The 17,356-nt window shown below is 61.7% G+C and carries 16 protein-coding genes and 2 rRNA genes; 6 read left to right on the top strand and 12 right to left on the bottom strand.

The genetic code is table 11. The features are described 5' to 3' along the window. Nucleotides 1-3: 3 nt before the first annotated feature. Nucleotides 4-414, bottom strand: coding sequence for a DUF8130 domain-containing protein (locus EOW68_RS14095; protein ID WP_128225805.1), 411 nt, complete (start codon nt 412-414; stop codon nt 4-6). 80 nt (nt 415-494) lie between these two features. Between EOW68_RS14095 and EOW68_RS14090 the strand changes: the two genes are divergently transcribed. Continuing rightward, nucleotides 495-1,427 (top strand): TIGR03571 family LLM class oxidoreductase, encoded by a 933-nt coding sequence (locus EOW68_RS14090; RefSeq protein WP_128225804.1) that lies wholly within the window; start codon nt 495-497, stop codon nt 1,425-1,427. 230 nt (nt 1,428-1,657) lie between these two features. Here the strand turns inward: EOW68_RS14090 and EOW68_RS14085 are convergent, their stop codons facing one another. Further along, complete coding sequence (locus tag EOW68_RS14085; protein WP_128225803.1) at nt 1,658-1,912, bottom strand: hypothetical protein; 255 nt, start codon at nt 1,910-1,912, stop codon at nt 1,658-1,660. A 95-nt stretch (nt 1,913-2,007) separates the two neighbouring features. Here EOW68_RS14085 and EOW68_RS14080 point away from each other — a divergent pair, with 95 nt between their 5' ends. Continuing rightward, nucleotides 2,008-2,349 carry a glutaredoxin family protein gene (locus tag EOW68_RS14080; protein WP_128225802.1) on the top strand — a complete coding sequence of 114 codons (342 nt, stop codon included), beginning with the start codon at nt 2,008-2,010 and terminating at the stop codon, nt 2,347-2,349. A gap of 28 nt (nt 2,350-2,377) precedes the next feature. Here the strand turns inward: EOW68_RS14080 and EOW68_RS14075 are convergent, their stop codons facing one another. Continuing rightward, nucleotides 2,378-3,271: a DMT family transporter gene (locus EOW68_RS14075; RefSeq protein ID WP_128225801.1), complete on the bottom strand. Its 894-nt coding sequence runs from the start codon at nt 3,269-3,271 to the stop codon at nt 2,378-2,380. 286 nt (nt 3,272-3,557) lie between these two features. Between EOW68_RS14075 and EOW68_RS18850 the strand changes: the two genes are divergently transcribed. Continuing rightward, nucleotides 3,558-3,728 carry a hypothetical protein gene (locus EOW68_RS18850; RefSeq protein ID WP_431358944.1) on the top strand — a complete coding sequence of 57 codons (171 nt, stop codon included), beginning with the start codon at nt 3,558-3,560 and terminating at the stop codon, nt 3,726-3,728. Nucleotides 3,729-3,734: 6 nt separating this feature from the next. On the opposite strand, the gene cmk is transcribed toward EOW68_RS18850, so the two are convergent. The 5 genes from cmk to EOW68_RS14050 form a co-directional block, all read right to left on the bottom strand. Then, nucleotides 3,735-4,349, bottom strand: coding sequence for a (d)CMP kinase (gene cmk / locus EOW68_RS14070; RefSeq protein ID WP_128225800.1), 615 nt, complete (start codon nt 4,347-4,349; stop codon nt 3,735-3,737). Between the two features lie 174 nt (nt 4,350-4,523). Then, nucleotides 4,524-5,534, bottom strand: coding sequence for an AIR synthase family protein (locus EOW68_RS14065; protein ID WP_128225799.1), 1,011 nt, complete (start codon nt 5,532-5,534; stop codon nt 4,524-4,526). Further along, nucleotides 5,534-6,319, bottom strand: a complete 786-nt coding sequence (locus EOW68_RS14060) for an RlmE family RNA methyltransferase (RefSeq protein WP_128225798.1) — start codon at nt 6,317-6,319, stop codon at nt 5,534-5,536. The genes EOW68_RS14065 and EOW68_RS14060 overlap by 1 nt, the downstream gene beginning before the upstream one ends. A 204-nt stretch (nt 6,320-6,523) precedes the next feature. Then, a complete protein-coding gene (locus tag EOW68_RS14055; RefSeq protein ID WP_128225797.1) occupies nt 6,524-8,668 on the bottom strand; it encodes a sensor histidine kinase in 2,145 nt (714 codons plus the stop codon). A 68-nt stretch (nt 8,669-8,736) separates the two neighbouring features. After that, nucleotides 8,737-10,275 (bottom strand): amidohydrolase, encoded by a 1,539-nt coding sequence (locus EOW68_RS14050; RefSeq protein WP_128225796.1) that lies wholly within the window; start codon nt 10,273-10,275, stop codon nt 8,737-8,739. Nucleotides 10,276-10,557: 282 nt separating this feature from the next. Between EOW68_RS14050 and EOW68_RS18845 the strand changes: the two genes are divergently transcribed. Together EOW68_RS18845 and phaC are read left to right on the top strand one after the other, a co-directional pair. After that, entirely contained in the window at nt 10,558-10,686 is a 129-nt protein-coding gene (locus EOW68_RS18845) for a hypothetical protein (protein ID WP_431358943.1), read from the top strand. Beyond that, complete coding sequence (gene phaC, locus EOW68_RS14045; RefSeq protein ID WP_128225795.1) at nt 10,683-11,972, top strand: class III poly(R)-hydroxyalkanoic acid synthase subunit PhaC; 1,290 nt, start codon at nt 10,683-10,685, stop codon at nt 11,970-11,972. The genes EOW68_RS18845 and phaC overlap by 4 nt, the downstream gene beginning before the upstream one ends. A gap of 351 nt (nt 11,973-12,323) precedes the next feature. Here phaC and EOW68_RS14040 read toward each other — a convergent pair whose 3' ends face one another. Then, nucleotides 12,324-13,409 carry a DR2241 family protein gene (locus tag EOW68_RS14040; protein ID WP_128225794.1) on the bottom strand — a complete coding sequence of 362 codons (1,086 nt, stop codon included), beginning with the start codon at nt 13,407-13,409 and terminating at the stop codon, nt 12,324-12,326. Nucleotides 13,410-13,496: 87 nt separating this feature from the next. After that, entirely contained in the window at nt 13,497-14,375 is an 879-nt protein-coding gene (locus tag EOW68_RS14035; protein WP_128225793.1) for a CbiX/SirB N-terminal domain-containing protein, read from the bottom strand. A 247-nt stretch (nt 14,376-14,622) separates the two neighbouring features. Here EOW68_RS14035 and EOW68_RS14030 point away from each other — a divergent pair, with 247 nt between their 5' ends. Then, the gene (locus tag EOW68_RS14030; protein ID WP_128225792.1) at nt 14,623-15,087 is read left to right on the top strand and encodes a DUF7523 family protein; all 465 of its coding nucleotides are present in this window, start codon (nt 14,623-14,625) and stop codon (nt 15,085-15,087) included. Between the two features lie 343 nt (nt 15,088-15,430). On the opposite strand, the gene rrf is transcribed toward EOW68_RS14030, so the two are convergent. Further along, a 5S ribosomal RNA gene (rrf, locus tag EOW68_RS14025) occupies nt 15,431-15,553 on the bottom strand. Between the two features lie 126 nt (nt 15,554-15,679). After that, nucleotides 15,680-17,356 (bottom strand): 23S ribosomal RNA (locus EOW68_RS18840); the annotation flags it as partial.

The raw sequence follows: 17,356 nt of genomic DNA, 5'->3' as shown, positions 1-17,356 counted from the left end.
CAGTTACAGCGCTCGCTCTGTCACTTCGAGGTCGTAGCCGCCGACCTGGTCGGGTCGTTCGTCGAGATCGATCCGAACCGTGACCGTCTCCTGCGCTTCGATCGGTCCCGACGGCGTGGTGTACTCAGTCCCGACTGGATTCCTGTCTTCGTCGCGCATCTGCAGACGGATCGTCGCCTCTCTGACTGACTGTGACGTGTTTTTGACACTCACAGTGACGAAGGTGGCGTCGTCTTCGGCCACCAGCGCCTCCCGTTCGACCAGGAGATACTCGCTGTCGACCGTGACCTCTCTGAGTGGTGACTGCGCCGATTCGTTCGTGGGTTCTTCCTCCTCGCCCCCGCTGTCACCGAGACAGCCCGACAGACCCGCGTAGAGACTGCTACTCGCGAGGACGAACGCCCGCCGATTCATGATAGCTGTACGCATCGGGGAAAGATAAGTACACGCACCGGCCCCGACAACGGTTTGGGGCCCGGTTTGCAAGTGAAACCGTGACCGAACCCCACGCGAACGCTGGTTACCGGCGGCTGTTCGATGGCGACGATCTCACCTTCGGCGTCGGCTTTCCGATCAGCGGCGGTGGTGCGCCAGCCCGTGACCCCGACACGGAGCGGACACCACCGGTGGTCGAGCGTGAACTCGAACTCGCCACCCGCGCCGAAGAGCTCGGTTTCGACGGGCTCTGGGCGCGGGACGTCCCGCTGTACTGGCCCAGCTTCGGCGACGCCGGACAGGTGTTCGACACCTGGCCGTGGTTGAGCCACGTCGCTGCGCACACCGACGAGATCGCACTCGGGACTGCGAGTATCGTCCTGTCCCTGCGGCATCCCATCCACGTCGCAAAAAGCGCGGCGACGATCGACCGCCTCTCCGACGGCCGACTGGTGCTCGGTGTCGCGACCGGTGACCGCGACCCGGAGTACGCCGCCTTCGGGGTCGACGAGGGGGAGCGGGGCGAACTGTTCCGCGAGAGCGTCCGGTGGCTGCGGACGCTCTGGCGCGAGGAGTTTCCCGAACTCGACGGCCCGTCGGGGACGCTCGACGGCAATCTCGATCTCGTTCCGAAACCCACCGCCGAGACGATCCCGCTGTTGCCGACCGGCCACGCCAGACAGGAACTATCCTGGCTCGGTGACCACGGCGACGGCTGGCTGTTCTACCACCTGCCCGAACAGACCCTGGAATCGTATCTCGCAGATTGGCGCGAGGTTGCCGGCGAGAAGCCGTACGCGATGGCCGTCCGGACCGAACTCGCCGACGATCCGACTGCCGATCCACAGCCGATTCACCAGGGGTATCGCGCCGGTGTGGAGTGGTTCCGGTCGTACTTCGACAGCCTCGACGCGATGGGTGTCGACCACGTCGTCGTCTCCCCGAGCGGTCCGAACCTCGCCGAGTTCGCCGAGACAGTTATCGGGCAGTGACCGCTGTTTCTCGTTCTGAAACACTCGGCAGGGGTTTTAAATATGGCCCTGCTACATACTACCGGGGCCACCACCCCGCTGTCTGACAATCGGCTCTCCCCACCAGCGAACCCTTGCCGGGATCCTTGGTCCCCCCGACCGAAGCCCCCTCGGAATCCGACACCACCACCTCGTAAAACCGCTCCTCTGATCGCCGCTGTCGTGTTACGATCCGCTAGAATCTGTCGGTGTCAGTAAGCGACGTCTTCTGCGCCTTTCTCTTCCTGGACTTCACTGGAGAGTTTGTACATTCCGAAGCTCGCCCAGAGGCCGAAAATCGTCGCGACGACGATTCCGACGGTCCAGCCGACGGTGACGTTGTCCGTCATGATGATGCTGAATGCCCCGGTGATGAACGCAAACGGCATCGACAGGACGAGCAGGACTGGCAGGGCGAGCAGTGCGGCCACTTTCGGGCTGAACTTGTCCGCGAGTTTGTCGAGCATTCTCTACGTGCACCTTACAGAATCTCAAATATAGAACTATCGACTCGGTGCCGAGGTGTGACAGGGCTTTTGCTACTGCAAACCAAACTACGGGTATGACGTTCACACCCGGCTCCGATCTCTCACAGGAAGAGGTCACCGAACGCGTCGACAGTGCAATCGAAGACAACGACGTCGTGCTGTTCATGAAAGGCACAGAGCACATGCCACAGTGTGGCTACTCCCGGAACGCCCTCGGCCTGATCAAACAGTACCGCGAGGACGTCGAGACGGTCGACGTACTCGAATCCCTCGACGAGTACCGCACGGCGCTCGAAGCCCACAGTGGCTGGGAGACGATCCCACAGACGTTCGTCGACGGCGAGTTCGTCGGCGGCAGCGACATCCTCGACGAACTCGAGGACCGCGGCGAACTCGAAGCCGAACTGTCGGCCTGACCCGCGCTCGCGCTGTCCCCAGCAGTGTTCAGAACAGTCTCGACCGGATCGCCCGGCGTTTTATCAGGGCGAACCCACACAGGATACAGCCGAAGCCGGCCGCTGTCGCGACCGTCGGTGTCTCCCCGAGGACGATCAGTCCCGTCACCGCGGCTGCGATGGGGGCCGCATACGAGACGAGATTGATCTCGATGGGGCCGAGACGGTCGAGGAGATCGAAGTAGATCAGGAAGCCGATCGCACTCGCGACGACGGCGAGATAGAACAGTGCGAGGATCGCCTCCGCTGTCCACTCGATCTCCGCCGCCGACTCCGCCAGCCCGAAACTCGCGCCGTGCATCAGTGCTGCACCGAGCACCATCGACCACGCTTCCATCGTTTCGATCGGGAGGGCGGTCTCCTGGCGGCGGGTGAGCACGCTTCCGAGGGCGAACGCACACGTCGCCAGAAAGATCAGAAACAGCGAGATCGTCCGGCTGTCGGTGAGGTTACTGGGATCCGGATCGCTCAGGATGACGACGCCGACGAAGCCGACGAGCAGTCCAGCGACGCCGACTGGCGTGAGTCGCTCGTCGGGAAGCAGTCCTCGCGCGAACGCGGTCGTGAGAATTGGCGAGAGACTCACGACGATGGCGGCGGCCGCACTCGTGGTCCCCTGTTCGCCGACGAACAGCAGGGCGTGGTAGGCGGCGATCAGAAAGACTCCCCCGATTCCGACGACGACCCACTCCTCGCGACCCCGGGGCCGCCACCGGTTGGTCGCGTAGGCAGCGTAGCCGAGCATGATCACACCGGCCAGATCGTATCTGAACGCGGCGAACAGTACCGGCGGAAAGTAGGACAGCCCGGCTTTGATCGCGGTAAAGGCACTCCCCCACACCGCAGCCAGCACGACGAACAACACGGCGTTTCTGAATCTCACAGACAGGATCAGTTTGACAGCCCATCCGGAAGCGATTGCCGGTCTTCCTGCAACTCTCTCATCGAGATCTGATATGGTTAGCCGTTTTATATACGTCTGACAAATGTCGGAGGCTGAATAGTTCGTTTCTGCCTACCTCTGCGATAATCGCTAGAGATTCTTTATCACGGCCGATAGAGCGGTTTATACATCGCTCGAACGTATATTCCAGCGTATAGATCAGTGAAAACTAGAAAACATTTATTCCAGTTAAATTCAGTCTAGTTACATACAGGGGGGATCATTAATGCTCATAAACAAGCGCTGTACAACCTGTCAGGAAACAATCCGCGATGACGAAACGACGATCTGTGGCACCTGTGGGAAGGCGGTTCACAGTCACTGCAAGGAGTTCGAACAGCGGTTCGATTGTCCGATCTGTGCGGACGAACTGGAGATCGGCGTCGTGGAACTGTAGGGGAATTCAGAGGGGGATCTCGGGCGTTTCGAACGCACCTTCGTCCTCATTTTCGTCGTACTGCTCGATCGCTGCACGGATAATCTCGAACACGCCCTGTTTGCTCCAGCGTGCCGTATTCAGCTGGATGTCGTACAGCTCTCGATCCTCGACATCGATCTCGTAGTAGTTGTCGTACCGCTGTGCCTCACCGACCTCCCGGACCTGCATCTCTGCGACCGTCTCCTCGCGACCGCTGACGCGTTCTTTCCGGATCTCGGTCGGCGCATCGAGCCGGATCCGGAGGTCGGCGTGGTTGCCGGCCAGCCAGCCGGCGAGACGGGATTCGATGATGCAGGGTTTCTCCGAGTTGCCCCACTTTTCCCCGATCGTACGGATGCGTTTGTCGAGCGCACGGTCGAACTCGTCGGACTCCTGGGCCTTCGCTGTGAGCTGTGTGAGTGTGAGGTCGTGTTTCTCGGCGACCTCCCGAAAGATATCTCCCCCGGAGATGTACGGACAGTCGATCGCCTCCGAGAGCCGCCGACACAGCGTCGTCGCACCACAGCCCGGCGGCCCGGAAACCGTAATCAACAGATCTGTTTCGATCGATGCCGTCAGCTCGTCAGCAACCTGACTCATGCATACCCTGTCACCCTGTACGGTGAAAAACAGTGCTATTCTTCTCTATCGAGAATCATGTTCGACACTCTCGAAGCGGCCCCATCGGACGTGATACGTTCCTCGTATTTCCCGGTAATTGTCTATTATCACTCACATTGTCGACGCCGACCGGAGCACGGTTCACAGAGGCCTTCACGAGTCATCGAGCAGCCGTTCGTACACCGGCCAGGAGGCGTCCCCAGCAGGGGGCGACGTTCGCTCGCCATCGAAGACGACACCGTTGCCAGCCTCGACTCGTCCGGCGACACCGACGGCTGTCCCCCGGTCTTCGAGCGCCGTGACGACAGCTCCCACACTGTCGGGATCGACAGTCACGACGAGTGTCCCGGCGGTCGTCGCCCGCCAGGGGTCCATCCCCAGACGCTCGCAGGCGTCAGCGACGCCAGGGCGGACTGGGATCGACGACGAATCGATACTGAACTGGACACCCGCACTGTCGGCCATCTCGTGAAAGGCCCCGAGCAGACCGCCCTCCGTCGCGTCGTGCATCGCCGTCACACCGCCGGCTTCGGCGACAGCACGCGCATCACGGACGGAGTCGGTCTCGTCGAGGCGTGCCTGTGCTGTCGCCAGCTGCTCTTCCGGGAGATCGATCTGGTCGGGAAACAGCGTCGTCAGCAGCCCGACCGATTCGACTGCCGGCCCCTTCGTGACGAGTACCCGATCACCGGGGCTGGCTCCGTCCGGATACAGCAACTGTTCCGGATCGCCGACTGCGAGTGCGGTACCGTGGCCGACCCAGGGGAGCTGACAGCCCTCGTACCGTGCAGTGTGACCGGTCACGATTCCGACGCCGAGTTCCGAACACTCTTCGTCGACACCACGCCAGAACTGTGCGAACTCCTCGTCGGACAGCTCCGGCGGGAGCGAAAACGAGACGGCGAGGTGTGTCGGTGTGAGTCCGGAGACGGCCACGTCTGCGAGCACGATATCTGTCGCGAAACGGCCGGCGCGTTCGAGTCCGATCGCCGGGAGCATCGAGATCGGGTCGGTCGCGACCGCGACGGCGTGCGCACCGGCCTCGATAACCCCGAAGTCGACGCCGTGTTTGGGTCCTTTCGCGATATCGGACCGTGCCGCTCCCAGTCTGGATGCGATGTACTCCTCGAAAAACGACCGGTCGATCTTCCCCGTCTCGGGCATTATTGTGGGTCGGCGAAGGCAAAGCGTGGTTTCACCTCGTCGACGACGACGTCGACTGTCTCACCCTCGCTCGCACCCGAGACGAAGACGGTGAAGCCGTCGACTTTCGCGATACCGTCACCCTCGTCGCCGACGTCTTCGATCTCGACGGTGAGTTCGTCGCCCGGCCGAACCGGCCCCGTCAGGCGGTTCTTGGCGACGAGATACAGTTCAGAGGAGGAGTCTCGCGAGGCGTCCGGGCGCACCTGGCGGACGTACTCGAACTCCTCGTCGATGTCGGCTTCGAGCGTCGTCAGATCACGACCGTCGAACACCTTGACAGCGAGATCGCCGCCGGCGTCGAGCACTTCGGTGGCGAGTTCGAACGCCTGTCGTGCGAGATGCACAGATCGAGCGTGGTCCAGATCGTACTCGCCGCTCATGTTCGGTGCCATATCCGAGACGACCACGTCGACGGGCGTCTCCCCGTCCTCGACGCCGAGTGTCTCCCGGATCAACTCGATGGTGCGCTCCTCCGTGATGTCGCCACGGATGTACTCGACAGTCGCCTCGGGATCGTCGAGATCACTGATGTTCTGGCGGTCGACGCCGACGACCGTTCCGTTCGGGCCGACACGCTCGGCGGCGACCTGCAGCCAGCCGCCGGGTGCCGCACCCAGGTCGACGACGGTGTTCCCCTCGCCGAGCAGCCCCGTCGTCTCGTCTAACTGCTGGAGTTTGTAGGCCGACCGGGCACGATAGCCCTGCTGTTTGGCCTTGTTGTAGTACATATCCTTCTTTCCCATACCCTCTCGTTGGGGAGACAGGGGGTTGAACGTGGCGAATCGCCGACGCACCAACAAAATACGTTGTCTACGCGATCTTCGACGCAGAAACACCTCACGCCGGCGTTCTATATAGCGCTCACTGGTTTATTAGTGGGCTCCCCCTTCAGACAGCCGTGCCACTACAGGCGACGTAGACGTTCGAACTCGGCCGAAAACAGCGATTCAGGACCGTACTTCCCGTGGATCGGTGAGCGAGCGGATGTTTTTGATGTCGAACCGTGCGCCGCCGTACTGACTCTCGTCGACGGCGATCGACCAGCCGTGGCCGTCGACGATGTCGGTCACGATCGCGAGCCCGTAGCCGGTGCCCGAATCGGAGTGTGTGACGCCCTGCTCGAAGATCTCGTCGCGTTTGTCTTCGGGGATGCCCGCCCCGTCGTCGGCGACGAAAAAGCCGTTTTCGGCGGTCCCGACGCGGATAGTAACGCCCTGACCGCCGTGTTCGATGCTGTTGCGGACCAGGTTCTCGAACAGTTGCTGGAGTCTGTCTGGGTCGGCGTCGAGGCTGGCGTCTGTCTCGATTTCGAGGCTCGCCCCGTCAGTCTCGACGCCTGACCAGGCCTCGCGGGCACTTTTTGCGACCGAGAGCGGCTCGCGGTCGAGATCCTGATCGCCGCGTGCCCGTGCCAGTAGATCCTCGATGAGATCCTCCATCCGTGTTAGCGAGTCGTCGATCTTGTCGAGGTGTGGATCGACATCGTCGGTCCCACGGGCCAGTTCGGTGTGTGCAGAGGCCACGTTGAGCGGGTTGCGCAGATCGTGGCTGACGACACTCGCGAAGTCGTTGAGCCGCTCGTTGCGCTGTGCGAGCTGGCGTTCTCGCAGCGTCCGCGCGAAGGCCGACTCGACGGTGCTCGCGAGCAGGCGGAGCAGGTCGGCGTCAGTCTCGTCGAACGCATCACACTCGTCGGCGTAGGCACCGAGAACGCCGTAGTCACCGATCGGCACGAGCAACTCCGAGGTGACGTTGCCGGGGTGGTGCGACGTCGGTGTCGTGGCCGGGACAGAGCCGAGTAGCCGGGAGTCGTCGGTCTCGTACACCTCCCAGATGAACTCGCTGTCCCGACCCAGCGGCTCCAGCTCCCCGACCCGGTCGTCGATACCGTCGGACCAGGCAAGCGGATCGAGCCGGTCGGTGGCGTCGTTGTACCGCCAGAGTGCGACGAGGGAGAATCCGAGGACGTCTTCTGCCGCGTCGATCGTCCCCGACGCGATCTCGGCATCCGACCCCGCGACGATCAGCTCCCGGGTGATGCCGTGGAGCGATTCGAGCTTCTGCTGGAGTTCGACCTGCTCTGTAATATCCCGTAGAAAGACCGAGAGGCCGTCCTCGGAGGGGTAGGCGTTGACCTCGAACCACTGGTCGCGGGGCCGGTACCGCTCCTCGAAACTCGTCGGCTCCTGGCTCTGCATCGCCTCGGTGAACTCCCGGTAAAAGCGCGAACTCATCGCGGCGGGGAACGCGTCCCAGAACCGTACGCCGGTGACAGCTTCGGCGTCGACGTCCAGAATCTGCTCGGCGTCGCTGTTGAGCAGGACGAACCGATCCTCGTTGTCCAGCGCGAAGAAGGCGTCGGTGATCCGTTCGAGCATGTTCTCGAAGGTCGCCCCGCCCAGCTCGGACTCCCGGTGGTCGGTCACGTCCCGGAAAAAACACTCGATGCCGCCGGCTTCGAGCGGGATGACACGCAGATCGAACCACCGGGAGACGGGGTCGTGGTAGACAGCTGTCGTCTGACTCTCCCTGTCGTCGGCCACTGTGTGACAGAGTCGCCCGATCTCGGCGTCTTCCCACGACGGCAGCAGTTCCCACAGTGACGACCCGACAGCCTGCTCCGGTGTGGCACCGGTCCAGGATGCGAGCCGGGGATCCCAGTCGGTCACGATCCACTCGCTGTCGAGTGCCAGATACTGGCCGAGTGTCCGTGGTTCGTGGGTCTCTCTCCGCGTCGACGACCCGAGAACGTTCCCAACGAGTGTATCTACTGCCTCGCTGCGACTCTCCCCAGGATAGATCTTGTACAGCGAGACTGCCTCGGGGACGACGGCGACGTAGCCGCTCAGATCACAGACCGGAATCTCCGGATCGTGAGCCCCGACGGCGTCGACGACCGTCTGGAGCCCGTCACTCTCGATCATCCCGCAGACGACGGCGTCGACGACTGTCTCCGTCAGCAGCCCGTCGAGCTCCGCTGCATCCGTCGTCAGCAGGTGAACCGGGCGCCGGAGCCGCTGGTCGAGCGCCTGAATCAGGTCGAGCCCTCGGTGCTCGTCGCCCACGTAGGCGATGACCAGCGGTTCGAGCATACACGCAATATATGTTCCTGATATAAGAAGGAGTGGGGAGTTCGTCTGTCGTTCTCACCCGACGGAGGTCACCGACTGTCGAAGACGATTCCGCCGTCGACGACCGTGAGATCGACACCGAGTTCGCCGATAGCAGCCGTCTCCCAGGGCGAGTCGTCGAGCGCGACGAAATCGCCCCGTTTCCCCCGTTCGATCGAGCCCAGTCGGTCCTCGGCGAAGCCGGCGTAGGCCCCGCCCATGGTGTAGGCGTCGATTGCCTGACTCACGTCGAGACGCTGTGTTGGCTCCGGTGCAGTGACGGTCTGCTCGATCCCGAAGAGGGGATCGAGCGGCATACAGTCACTGCCGAGGGCGAGGCGAACGCCGCGGTCTGCGAGCCTGCCGAACTGATTGGTCTGGCGTCGCCGCCGGTCGCCGAGTCGCTGGTCGTACAGCCCGTCCTCTCGGGCCCACTTCAGGAAGTTCGGCTGCGCCGAGACGACGTGTTCGCTTTTTGCCAGCCGGTCGATCAGCGAGTCGGTGAGAACCTCGACGTGTTCGATCCGGTGGCGCTCGCCGTCTGTCGGTTCGAGACTCTTCAGGACAGTCTCGATGGCCTCGTCACCGATGGCGTGGGCGGCGAACTGCAGGCCGGCGCTGTCGACCTCGCCGGCGAGATCGGCCAGCCCTTCCGGCGGTGTGACCCACTCGCCCTGGCCCTCGCCGTCGACGTATGGCTCCGAGAGCCGTGCGGTCCGGCCACCGATACTCCCGTCGGCGTAGGTCTTGATCGCACCCATCTCGACGCGGTCGCTGCCGTGGTTCGTCTGCAGCCCGGTTTCGACGACGGCGTCGAGGTGGTCGGCCCAGTAGTTGAGTCGGACCCGGAGTGTGAGTTCGCCGGCCGAATCGAGTTCGCGGTAGACACGCGGTGCGTGGGAGTGGCGGACCATATCGTGGACGGCCGTCACACCGTGGCTGTGGGCGTACTCCTGGGCTGCAAGCAGATACTCCCGCATCCGGTCGGGCTCGGGTCTGAGCCGGTCGCGCAGGACGGTGAGTGCTTCCTCGACGAGGACGCCGGTTCGCTCGCCATCGACCGTCTCGACGTCTGCCGGCGGCATCGCGTCGGCGTGGCGGTCGAGCACCACGCTGTTGACCGATGCGACGTGGAGATCCTCGCGGAAGGCGACGACCGGCCGGTCTCCGCTCACGCCGTCGAGCTGGTCACGAGTGAGATACGAGCCGCCCCAGCGGCTCTCGTCGTAGCCGAAGCCGATGACCCACTCTTCTGTCTCCGCCCGGCGGTCGTCGAGGCGGTCCAGACACGCCTCCGGGGAGTTACAGCCCGAGAGGTCGGCCTCCTCCTGTTGCTGGCCGAGCACGTCGAGGTGGGTGTGTGCGTCGACGAACCCGGGGAGGAGGACGCGTCCGTCCAGATCCACGACGGTTGTCTCGACTCCTTCGAGAAACGTGACTTCGTTGCTCGGGCCGATCCGGATTATCTCACCGTCCCGGACGGCGACGGCTTCCGGACTCTCCGCCAGCGGGTCGTCCGGGTGCTCTCCCCTGCTGTCGGGTGTGTACACCCGGCCGTTCGTCAGGATGAGATCTGCAGCCTGTGTCATACTGGTATGCCTGCCCCGAGGGCGATAATCGTTTGGGCGGGAGGATGTCTTGGTCGTCGTGGCATTTCTGCTACCATCGCTACGAAGTCCTCTTATAACCCAAATCTCGTTTTCAGTCTCTTTCGGGACTTCTGAATCTATTATAGAGTTATCACTCCACTGGTCACTGGCTGGGCAATAAACCAATAATCACGATAGCAATTCCCCGAATCGACTCTTTATGCACATCTTTCTCGGGCCTCGGTCATAGGGACTATTTGGCTGTCTGTCGAATCACCTCGTATGACGGGAGGCGAAACCCAGACTGCTGGCCGGAAATCCGAAGCGGGCACCCGGTCGACACGGTACACGTCTGTTTCTGGCCGACAGTCCCGGGTCGCACTCCACCAAACAGGGTGGATGCAGGGATGAACCCCGACGCCGCCACAGTGTCGATCGACGCACAGACACAGGCCCTGGAGATTGCGGCGGAACTCATCGAGAAGACTGACGCGGGGATCGAGCAACTGGAGACACTGCTGACAGCCGATGTCGGCGAGACCCCCAGTGAGATCATCTACGAGGAGAACAAACTCGAACTCCACCGGTACAGCCCGGAGACGGTCGAACACGAGACGCCGATTTTCATCGTCTACGCGCTGGTCAACCGACCCTACATCCTCGATCTACAGCCCGACCGGAGCGTCATCCAGCGCCTGCTGGAAGCCGGCTTCGAGGTGTATCTCGTCAACTGGGGGGAACCCTCACGGCTTGACCGCGCACTCGGACTCGAAGACTACGTCTGTCGGTATATCGATAACTGTGTTGACGTCGTCTGCGAGGACGCTGGTGTCGACGACGTTCACCTGCTCGGCTACTGCATGGGCGGGAGCATGTCGATCATGTACACCGCACTGTTCCAGGAGCGAGTCCGGACACTCAGCCTGATGGCGACACCTGTCGCCTTCGAGGGAAAATGCGGGATACTGGAGCGGTGGGCTGGCCACTACGACGCCGATCTGGCTGTCGAGACGCTCGGGAACATCCCCGCGGAGTTGCTCGCCTTCGAGTTTTCGATGATGGACCCGATCGACCAGTACATCGGGAAATACGTCAGGCTGTACGACAACATCGAGGACGGTGATTTCGTCGCCAACTTCTCGCGGATGGAGCAGTGGATCTGGGACGGCGTCGACGTGGCCGGCGAGGCCTTCCGCGAGTTCATCAACGAACTGTACAAGGACAACGCACTCGCCCGAAACGAGTTCACGATGGCCGGCCAGCGGATCGACCTCTCGGAGATCGAAGTACCAGTCCTCCAGATCGTCGGCGAGTACGACCATATCGTCCCCGCCGAGTCGAGTAAGCCGTTCAACGAGACGGTCGGCAGCGAGGATACGAAACTTATCGAATTTCCGGCGGGGCACATCGGCATCTCCGTCTCCTCGAAAGCCCACGCGAAGCTCTGGCCCGAGGTCGCCGAGTGGTACGCCGAGCGCGACGCCGACGCGGTAACACCACCAGTATCCGAAGGATCTGCCGAGCAGCTCACAGCACTCCGCGGCATCGGGCCGACCTACGCCGGCAGACTCGCGGATGCAGGAATCGAGACACCGCGAGAACTCGCCGACTACAACCCACAGGAACTGGCCGAGATCGCAGAGACGTCCCCGTCACGAACCAGGGCGTGGATCGAACAGGTCGTTCCGGTGCATTGACATCCTCCTCCGCGTGAACGCGGGGGAGGAGGTCAATGTGTGCTTTTCGAACTTAATCAGTCGATCACGACAGCCTGTGATGTAATTGTCCAACGAGAGAACTCTGGCCAAATCAACTCTTCTCACAAAAGAGCATATGATGAACAGAGCCGAATATCAGTCTTCAATAGGTTCAACGTCAACGACACGTACATCTCCTTCAACGACACCTTCCGCCGGAGATGTTGATATAGTTATATTTTTTGCTACACCTGGCGGAATGCTTGCGATTCCGTCGCCGCCGGTGGAATCTCTTTACGAATGTATAGTCACCAGTATCAGCTCGCTAGGAGCGTGAAAATACCCCGACGGTCACTCCTCTTCGGTCGGCACACCGCAGAGCTGGCTGTCCTCGTCGAACCGCCGCGCCCGGAGAAACCGTGTCCGGTACCGGTTTGCATCTTTACCGATGTCTGCCTCCCGGATCTCGCCGACCCGGCCCTCCGCCACCGCATCGATGAGTCCCTCTAGCTGCTCTTTTTCGCTTGGTGTCAGCTCGAACTCGTAGCTGTGGGTCGGTTCGGCGTCGAGTTTCGTGAACTTGCGTGCCGCCGAGATGACCAGCGAGCACGGTTCCCGACAGGGAAACACGCCGTCGCCGCCGTGTGTCTCCAGTTCTCTCTCCTCGTCGTACTGCCACTCGCGGCGTTTGAGACACTGCGAGTCTGTACAGCAGCTTTCGGCGACCCACTCGACGTGTTCGTGTCCCTCGCCGCGGTCCCAGGTTGTAACGACCTGGTAGATCCCGCTCTGGCGTTCCATCGTCTCCGTCCAGTGGCTCACGTCCAGGTTTCCGTTCTGCTCGCGGTGCCAGTTCGTGATCGTCGCCGGATAGAAGAACCCGACTGCTTCGACGAGCGCCTCCGGGCCGAGTCCGGAAAACTCCCAGCCAGTACCCAGCGTCGGGGCGGTTTTCAGCGGCCGGTATCGCCCGTCGTCGTCCAGCCGTGCGAGCTCGCGGGCCTGCAGCGACTCGTCGTAGCTGTGTAACTCACTGTCGGCGCCGTCCGCGACGTGTGAGAGGCTGTACTCCCGCTGTCCGGCCGTTCCGAGCGTGACTGTAATCTCTAGCTGTCCCCAGGTCGTGGTCACGCCGTCGTCGAGCGCCTCGTACCGGTCGTGGATCGAGTCTGTTTCTGACTCCAGTGGTGCATCCTCGACCCGGCGCAGAAACGCCCAGCGGTCGTCTTTCTGGGGTGTCTGGGCGTGCCAGAAATACCAGTTCGTCACGTAGGGTGAGCCAGCCGCAACGTCGCGCAGCGCAGCCTCCGACAACTCTGTGAGTTCGACGGCCGGCGTCTCGAACGTGTACTCACCGTCGCCTGCGACACGGAGACCATCGAACGAGATACCATCGGACGCGGTTTCGACCAGCGCGTCGACGTACTCCGAGGTCATACAGTCTCCGTAGGGAAGCCGCCGGAAAAATCAGCCGATTCCCGGCGATACTGCCGCAGAACTGTTCGATTGTCCGCCGCTATACTGTCAATCGTCCATCTCGACGGCCATTCGTGTCCTGTTACGAACCTGCTCGATGGCTCCACGTACGTCGGCACCCGCCTCCACTGTGCGTTCGAGCACCACGTCGGCCAGCAGTGGTTCGGTCCCCACCGCACCGGCGTACCAGATGTCGTGGCCGTCGACGCGTTCGGGCAGCTCGTAGCCCTCCCGGTAGTCGTCGGTCAGTCCCATATCCTCCGGAATATCCTCCTGTGTGTGGTAGCCGTCGGCGATAAACAGGGGGACGACGACGATATCCGACACGTCGAAAAACCCGGTGACGTCATCGATCTCGGGGTCTTCGTCCATGAACAGCGCCTGTACTTCGTCGAACCGATCCATCCCGCGGATGCGGTCGGCGTGGTACTCGATGGCTTTCGCCGAGTTCTCGTTTCGCTTGGTGCCGTGGCCGACGACCGCCAGGCCGAACCCCTCGCCGACGTCCGGATCGCCGGTGACAGATTTCGCTCGCTGGACGATCACGTCACTCATCGCGTCGTGGCTGCCGACCGGGCCACAGTACTGGATCGTCTGGCCTGTATCTGCGGCCGTCAGTGTCGCTGTCGTCGCGCTGGTCCCGTCTGAGTCCCAGCTGTCGGTGTTCCACCCGTCGAGGCGCAGTTCCCGGGGGATGATCTCCTCGGTAAAGTAGCCCTCGCTGATAAACAGCGGAACGACGTACACCTCCTCGGCGTCGACAGTTCTGAGCACCTCCCGGAATGCGGGCTCTTCCTTCCAGAAGGTCTCGCGCACCTCGTCGAAAGCACCTGTTTCGCGGATGCGGTCGGCGTGGTCGAACGCCGGCGCGCTGGAACTCGGGTTGAGATGTGAGCCGTGCGCGGCGATGACGAGTGCGTCTGGCATGGCTCATATCTGGGTCGAAGGGGGTTTAGTGGCTTCGTTTGCCGTAACATAACACTCATCGGACTGGTACGTATCAGATACATATAGGACAGATGGCAGTTCCCACCTCTCGATCGTACTCTGGCCGCATACAGGCTCCAGTACTCCGCTGTCGCGTTCGAACCTGACTTCCCGACCAGTTCTCGCAGTTCGGACGGTCACCGACAGTGGCGAGCAGTTTTAATCGATCCACGGTCTGATATCCAGTATGACGATTGCCGAACAGGCACGCGAGGCGGCCCGCTCGCACCCGTTCGTCTACGACGCACTCCGGGCCGGCGTGCTCAACTACACTGCCGCAGCACGGTTTCTCGATATCGGTGACGAGGAAGCTGTCGCGGCAGCACTCCGGCGCTATGGCGAACGACTCGACTACGACTTGCCGACCGGCGAGACGCGCGTCACGATGGAGAGTGGGCTCGGACCGACCGAGGACGCCGATCCCCTGCTCTCGGTCGGCGAGACTGCCCTCGCTTCCGGTGCGGGGTCGCTGACTGGCGTGCTCGCGACCGGGGCTGTCTCGCTCGAACTGTTTCATCGTGTCATCGGCCGCTGTGTCGCTGCGTCGGTTTCTGTCCACGCGGCTGGCTTCACCGAGGAGGCGCTGCTCGTCGTCGTCGAACGCCGTGACGGCCCCGAGGTGATCCAGCTCGTCGAAGACTGTTGTTCCTGATCGCCTGATTTCCTGCCCGAGTGCAGTGCTTCCGCATAGATCTGTCTCTCACTCGTCGCTGCCTCGTTCTCGTAGTAAATTGTATACCGCTATATGAAATTGCTGGTGTGGCAGGAATCCCGAGCAGAATCACACGGCTCTGGCCAGTATTGTTCTCGGAGCACCGCCGCGATCGACGACGAGGACACACGTTAGACTCGCTGCCTGTCCGACTGCTCCGAAGCATACTCGGCCGACGCTCGTGGCGTCAGCTGGTGCTGTGCACGAAATACAAAAAACCCCCGACCAGCGTTGTGACTGGTCGAGGGTTGATGAGGCGACCCGAGTGGGTCGCAGTATGAATGGGAGGCGGCGAACCAGATTTCCCAGAGACTCTCGTACTCCAGTACTGACTGGAACGCTGGCGGGCTTAACTTCCGTGTTCGGGATGGGTACGGGTGTGAACCCCGCCGCTATGGCCGCCTTAACGCCGACTCGCGGATTCGAACCACGATCGGGACAGTGCCCGATACCGGTGTCGGTGTGCCGACTTTGTGTACGTGCAATCCAGTTTACGCCTGGACCCGTTTCAACGGGCCAGTGTGTCCAGATGATTGGAATAGCTTCGGTTGATTAGTGCTCGTGGACTGAACGTCTCGTTGCCTCGACGCGTACATCCCGAGTCTATCGATCTCGTCTTTGACGAGTAACCTCAACGGTGTCTCTTTTCCAGGTGGGTTTCGAGCTTAGATGCGTTCAGCTCTTACCCCGTGTGGCGTAGCTTCTCAGCAATGCTCTCTCGAACAACTGATACACCAGTGGCCACCAACCGTAGTTCCTCTCGTACTATACGGTCGTTCCCGTCAGACACCATAACACCCCCAATAGATAGCAGCCGACCTGTCTCACGACGGTCTAAACCCAGCTCACGACCTCCTTTAATAGGCGAACAACCTCACCCTTGCCCGCTTCTGCACGGGCAGGATGGAGGGAACCGACATCGAGGTAGCAAGCCACTCGGTCGATATGTGCTCTTGCGAGTGACGACTCTGTTATCCCTAAGGTAGCTTTTCTGTCATTTTTGGCCCGCATCGAGCGGGCGCAAAAGTTCGCTAGACCACGCTTTCGCGTCAGCGTTCCTCGTTGGGAAGAACACTGTCAAGCCATCTTATGCTCTTGCGCTCTTCTCCGAGTCTCCGACTCGGATGAGATGGCCTTGGGGCGCGCTCGATATCTTTTCAAGCGCGTACCGCCCCAGTCAAACTGCCCGGCTACCGGTGTCCTCCTCCCGGAGTGAGAGTCGCAGTCACTGACGGGTAGTGTTTCATGGGCGCCTGGGCGCCACGCTAGCGCGTGGGCCTCGGTAACGGCTCCTACCTACACTGCACATCAGCGACCACGTCTCAGCGACAGCCTGCAGTAAAGCTCCATAGGGTCTTCGCTTCCCCTTGGGGGTCTCCAGACTCCGCACTGGAAAGTACGGTTCACCGGGCCCAACGTTGGGACAGTGACGCTCTCGTTAATCCATTCATGCGAGTCGCTACTGAAGCGACAAGGTACTACGCTACCTTAAGAGGGTCATAGTTACCCCCGCCGTTGACGGGTCCTTCGTCCTCTTGTACGAGGTGTTCAGATACCCGCACTGGGCAGGATTCAGTGACCGTACGAGTCCTTGCGGATTTGCGGTCACCTATGTTGTTATTAGACAGTCGGAGCGTCCGAGTCACTGTGACCTGCTCATTTCCTGAGCAGGCATCCCTTCTTCCGAAGGTACGGGACTAACTTGCCGAATTCCCTAACGTCGGTTGTACCCGACAGGCCTAGGCTTTCGCCGCCATGGGCACCTGTGTCGGTTCTCGGTACGGACACAGTGCTTGCCTTTTCACGGGCTCTAGGTTGAACCAACTTTCGCTATCCTGCCGTTCGTCCGCTTCGTGCCGTTACGGCTTCCACGGATTTGGACAGTTCGGCCGGGCGAGTGCCCGGCTTGGTCGACCCCAGAGCGTTGGCGTTGAGTGCACTGTGGCACTGGAATATTAACCAGTTTCCCTTTTGTCGTATTCGAGTTGCGGTACGACTTAGGACCGGCTAACCCTCGGTTGACGAACAGTGCCGAGGAACCCTTGCCCTTTCGGCCGTCAGGATTCTAACCCGACTTTCGCTGCTACTACGACCAGGATTTTCGTCACCACGCGGTCCACACGAGCTCTCGCCCATGCTTCCATCCACGCGGAGCGCCGACCTACGCAACCACTCTGTAACGAGTGTGGCTAGGTTTCGGTGGTGGATT

Source organism: Halovenus amylolytica (genome assembly GCA_004015825.1).
GTDB classification, from domain to species: Archaea; Halobacteriota; Halobacteria; order Halobacteriales; family Haloarculaceae; genus Halovenus; species Halovenus amylolytica.
The sequence above is the reverse complement of the archived record's forward strand: the minus strand, read 5'-3'. Positions and strand labels throughout refer to the sequence as shown.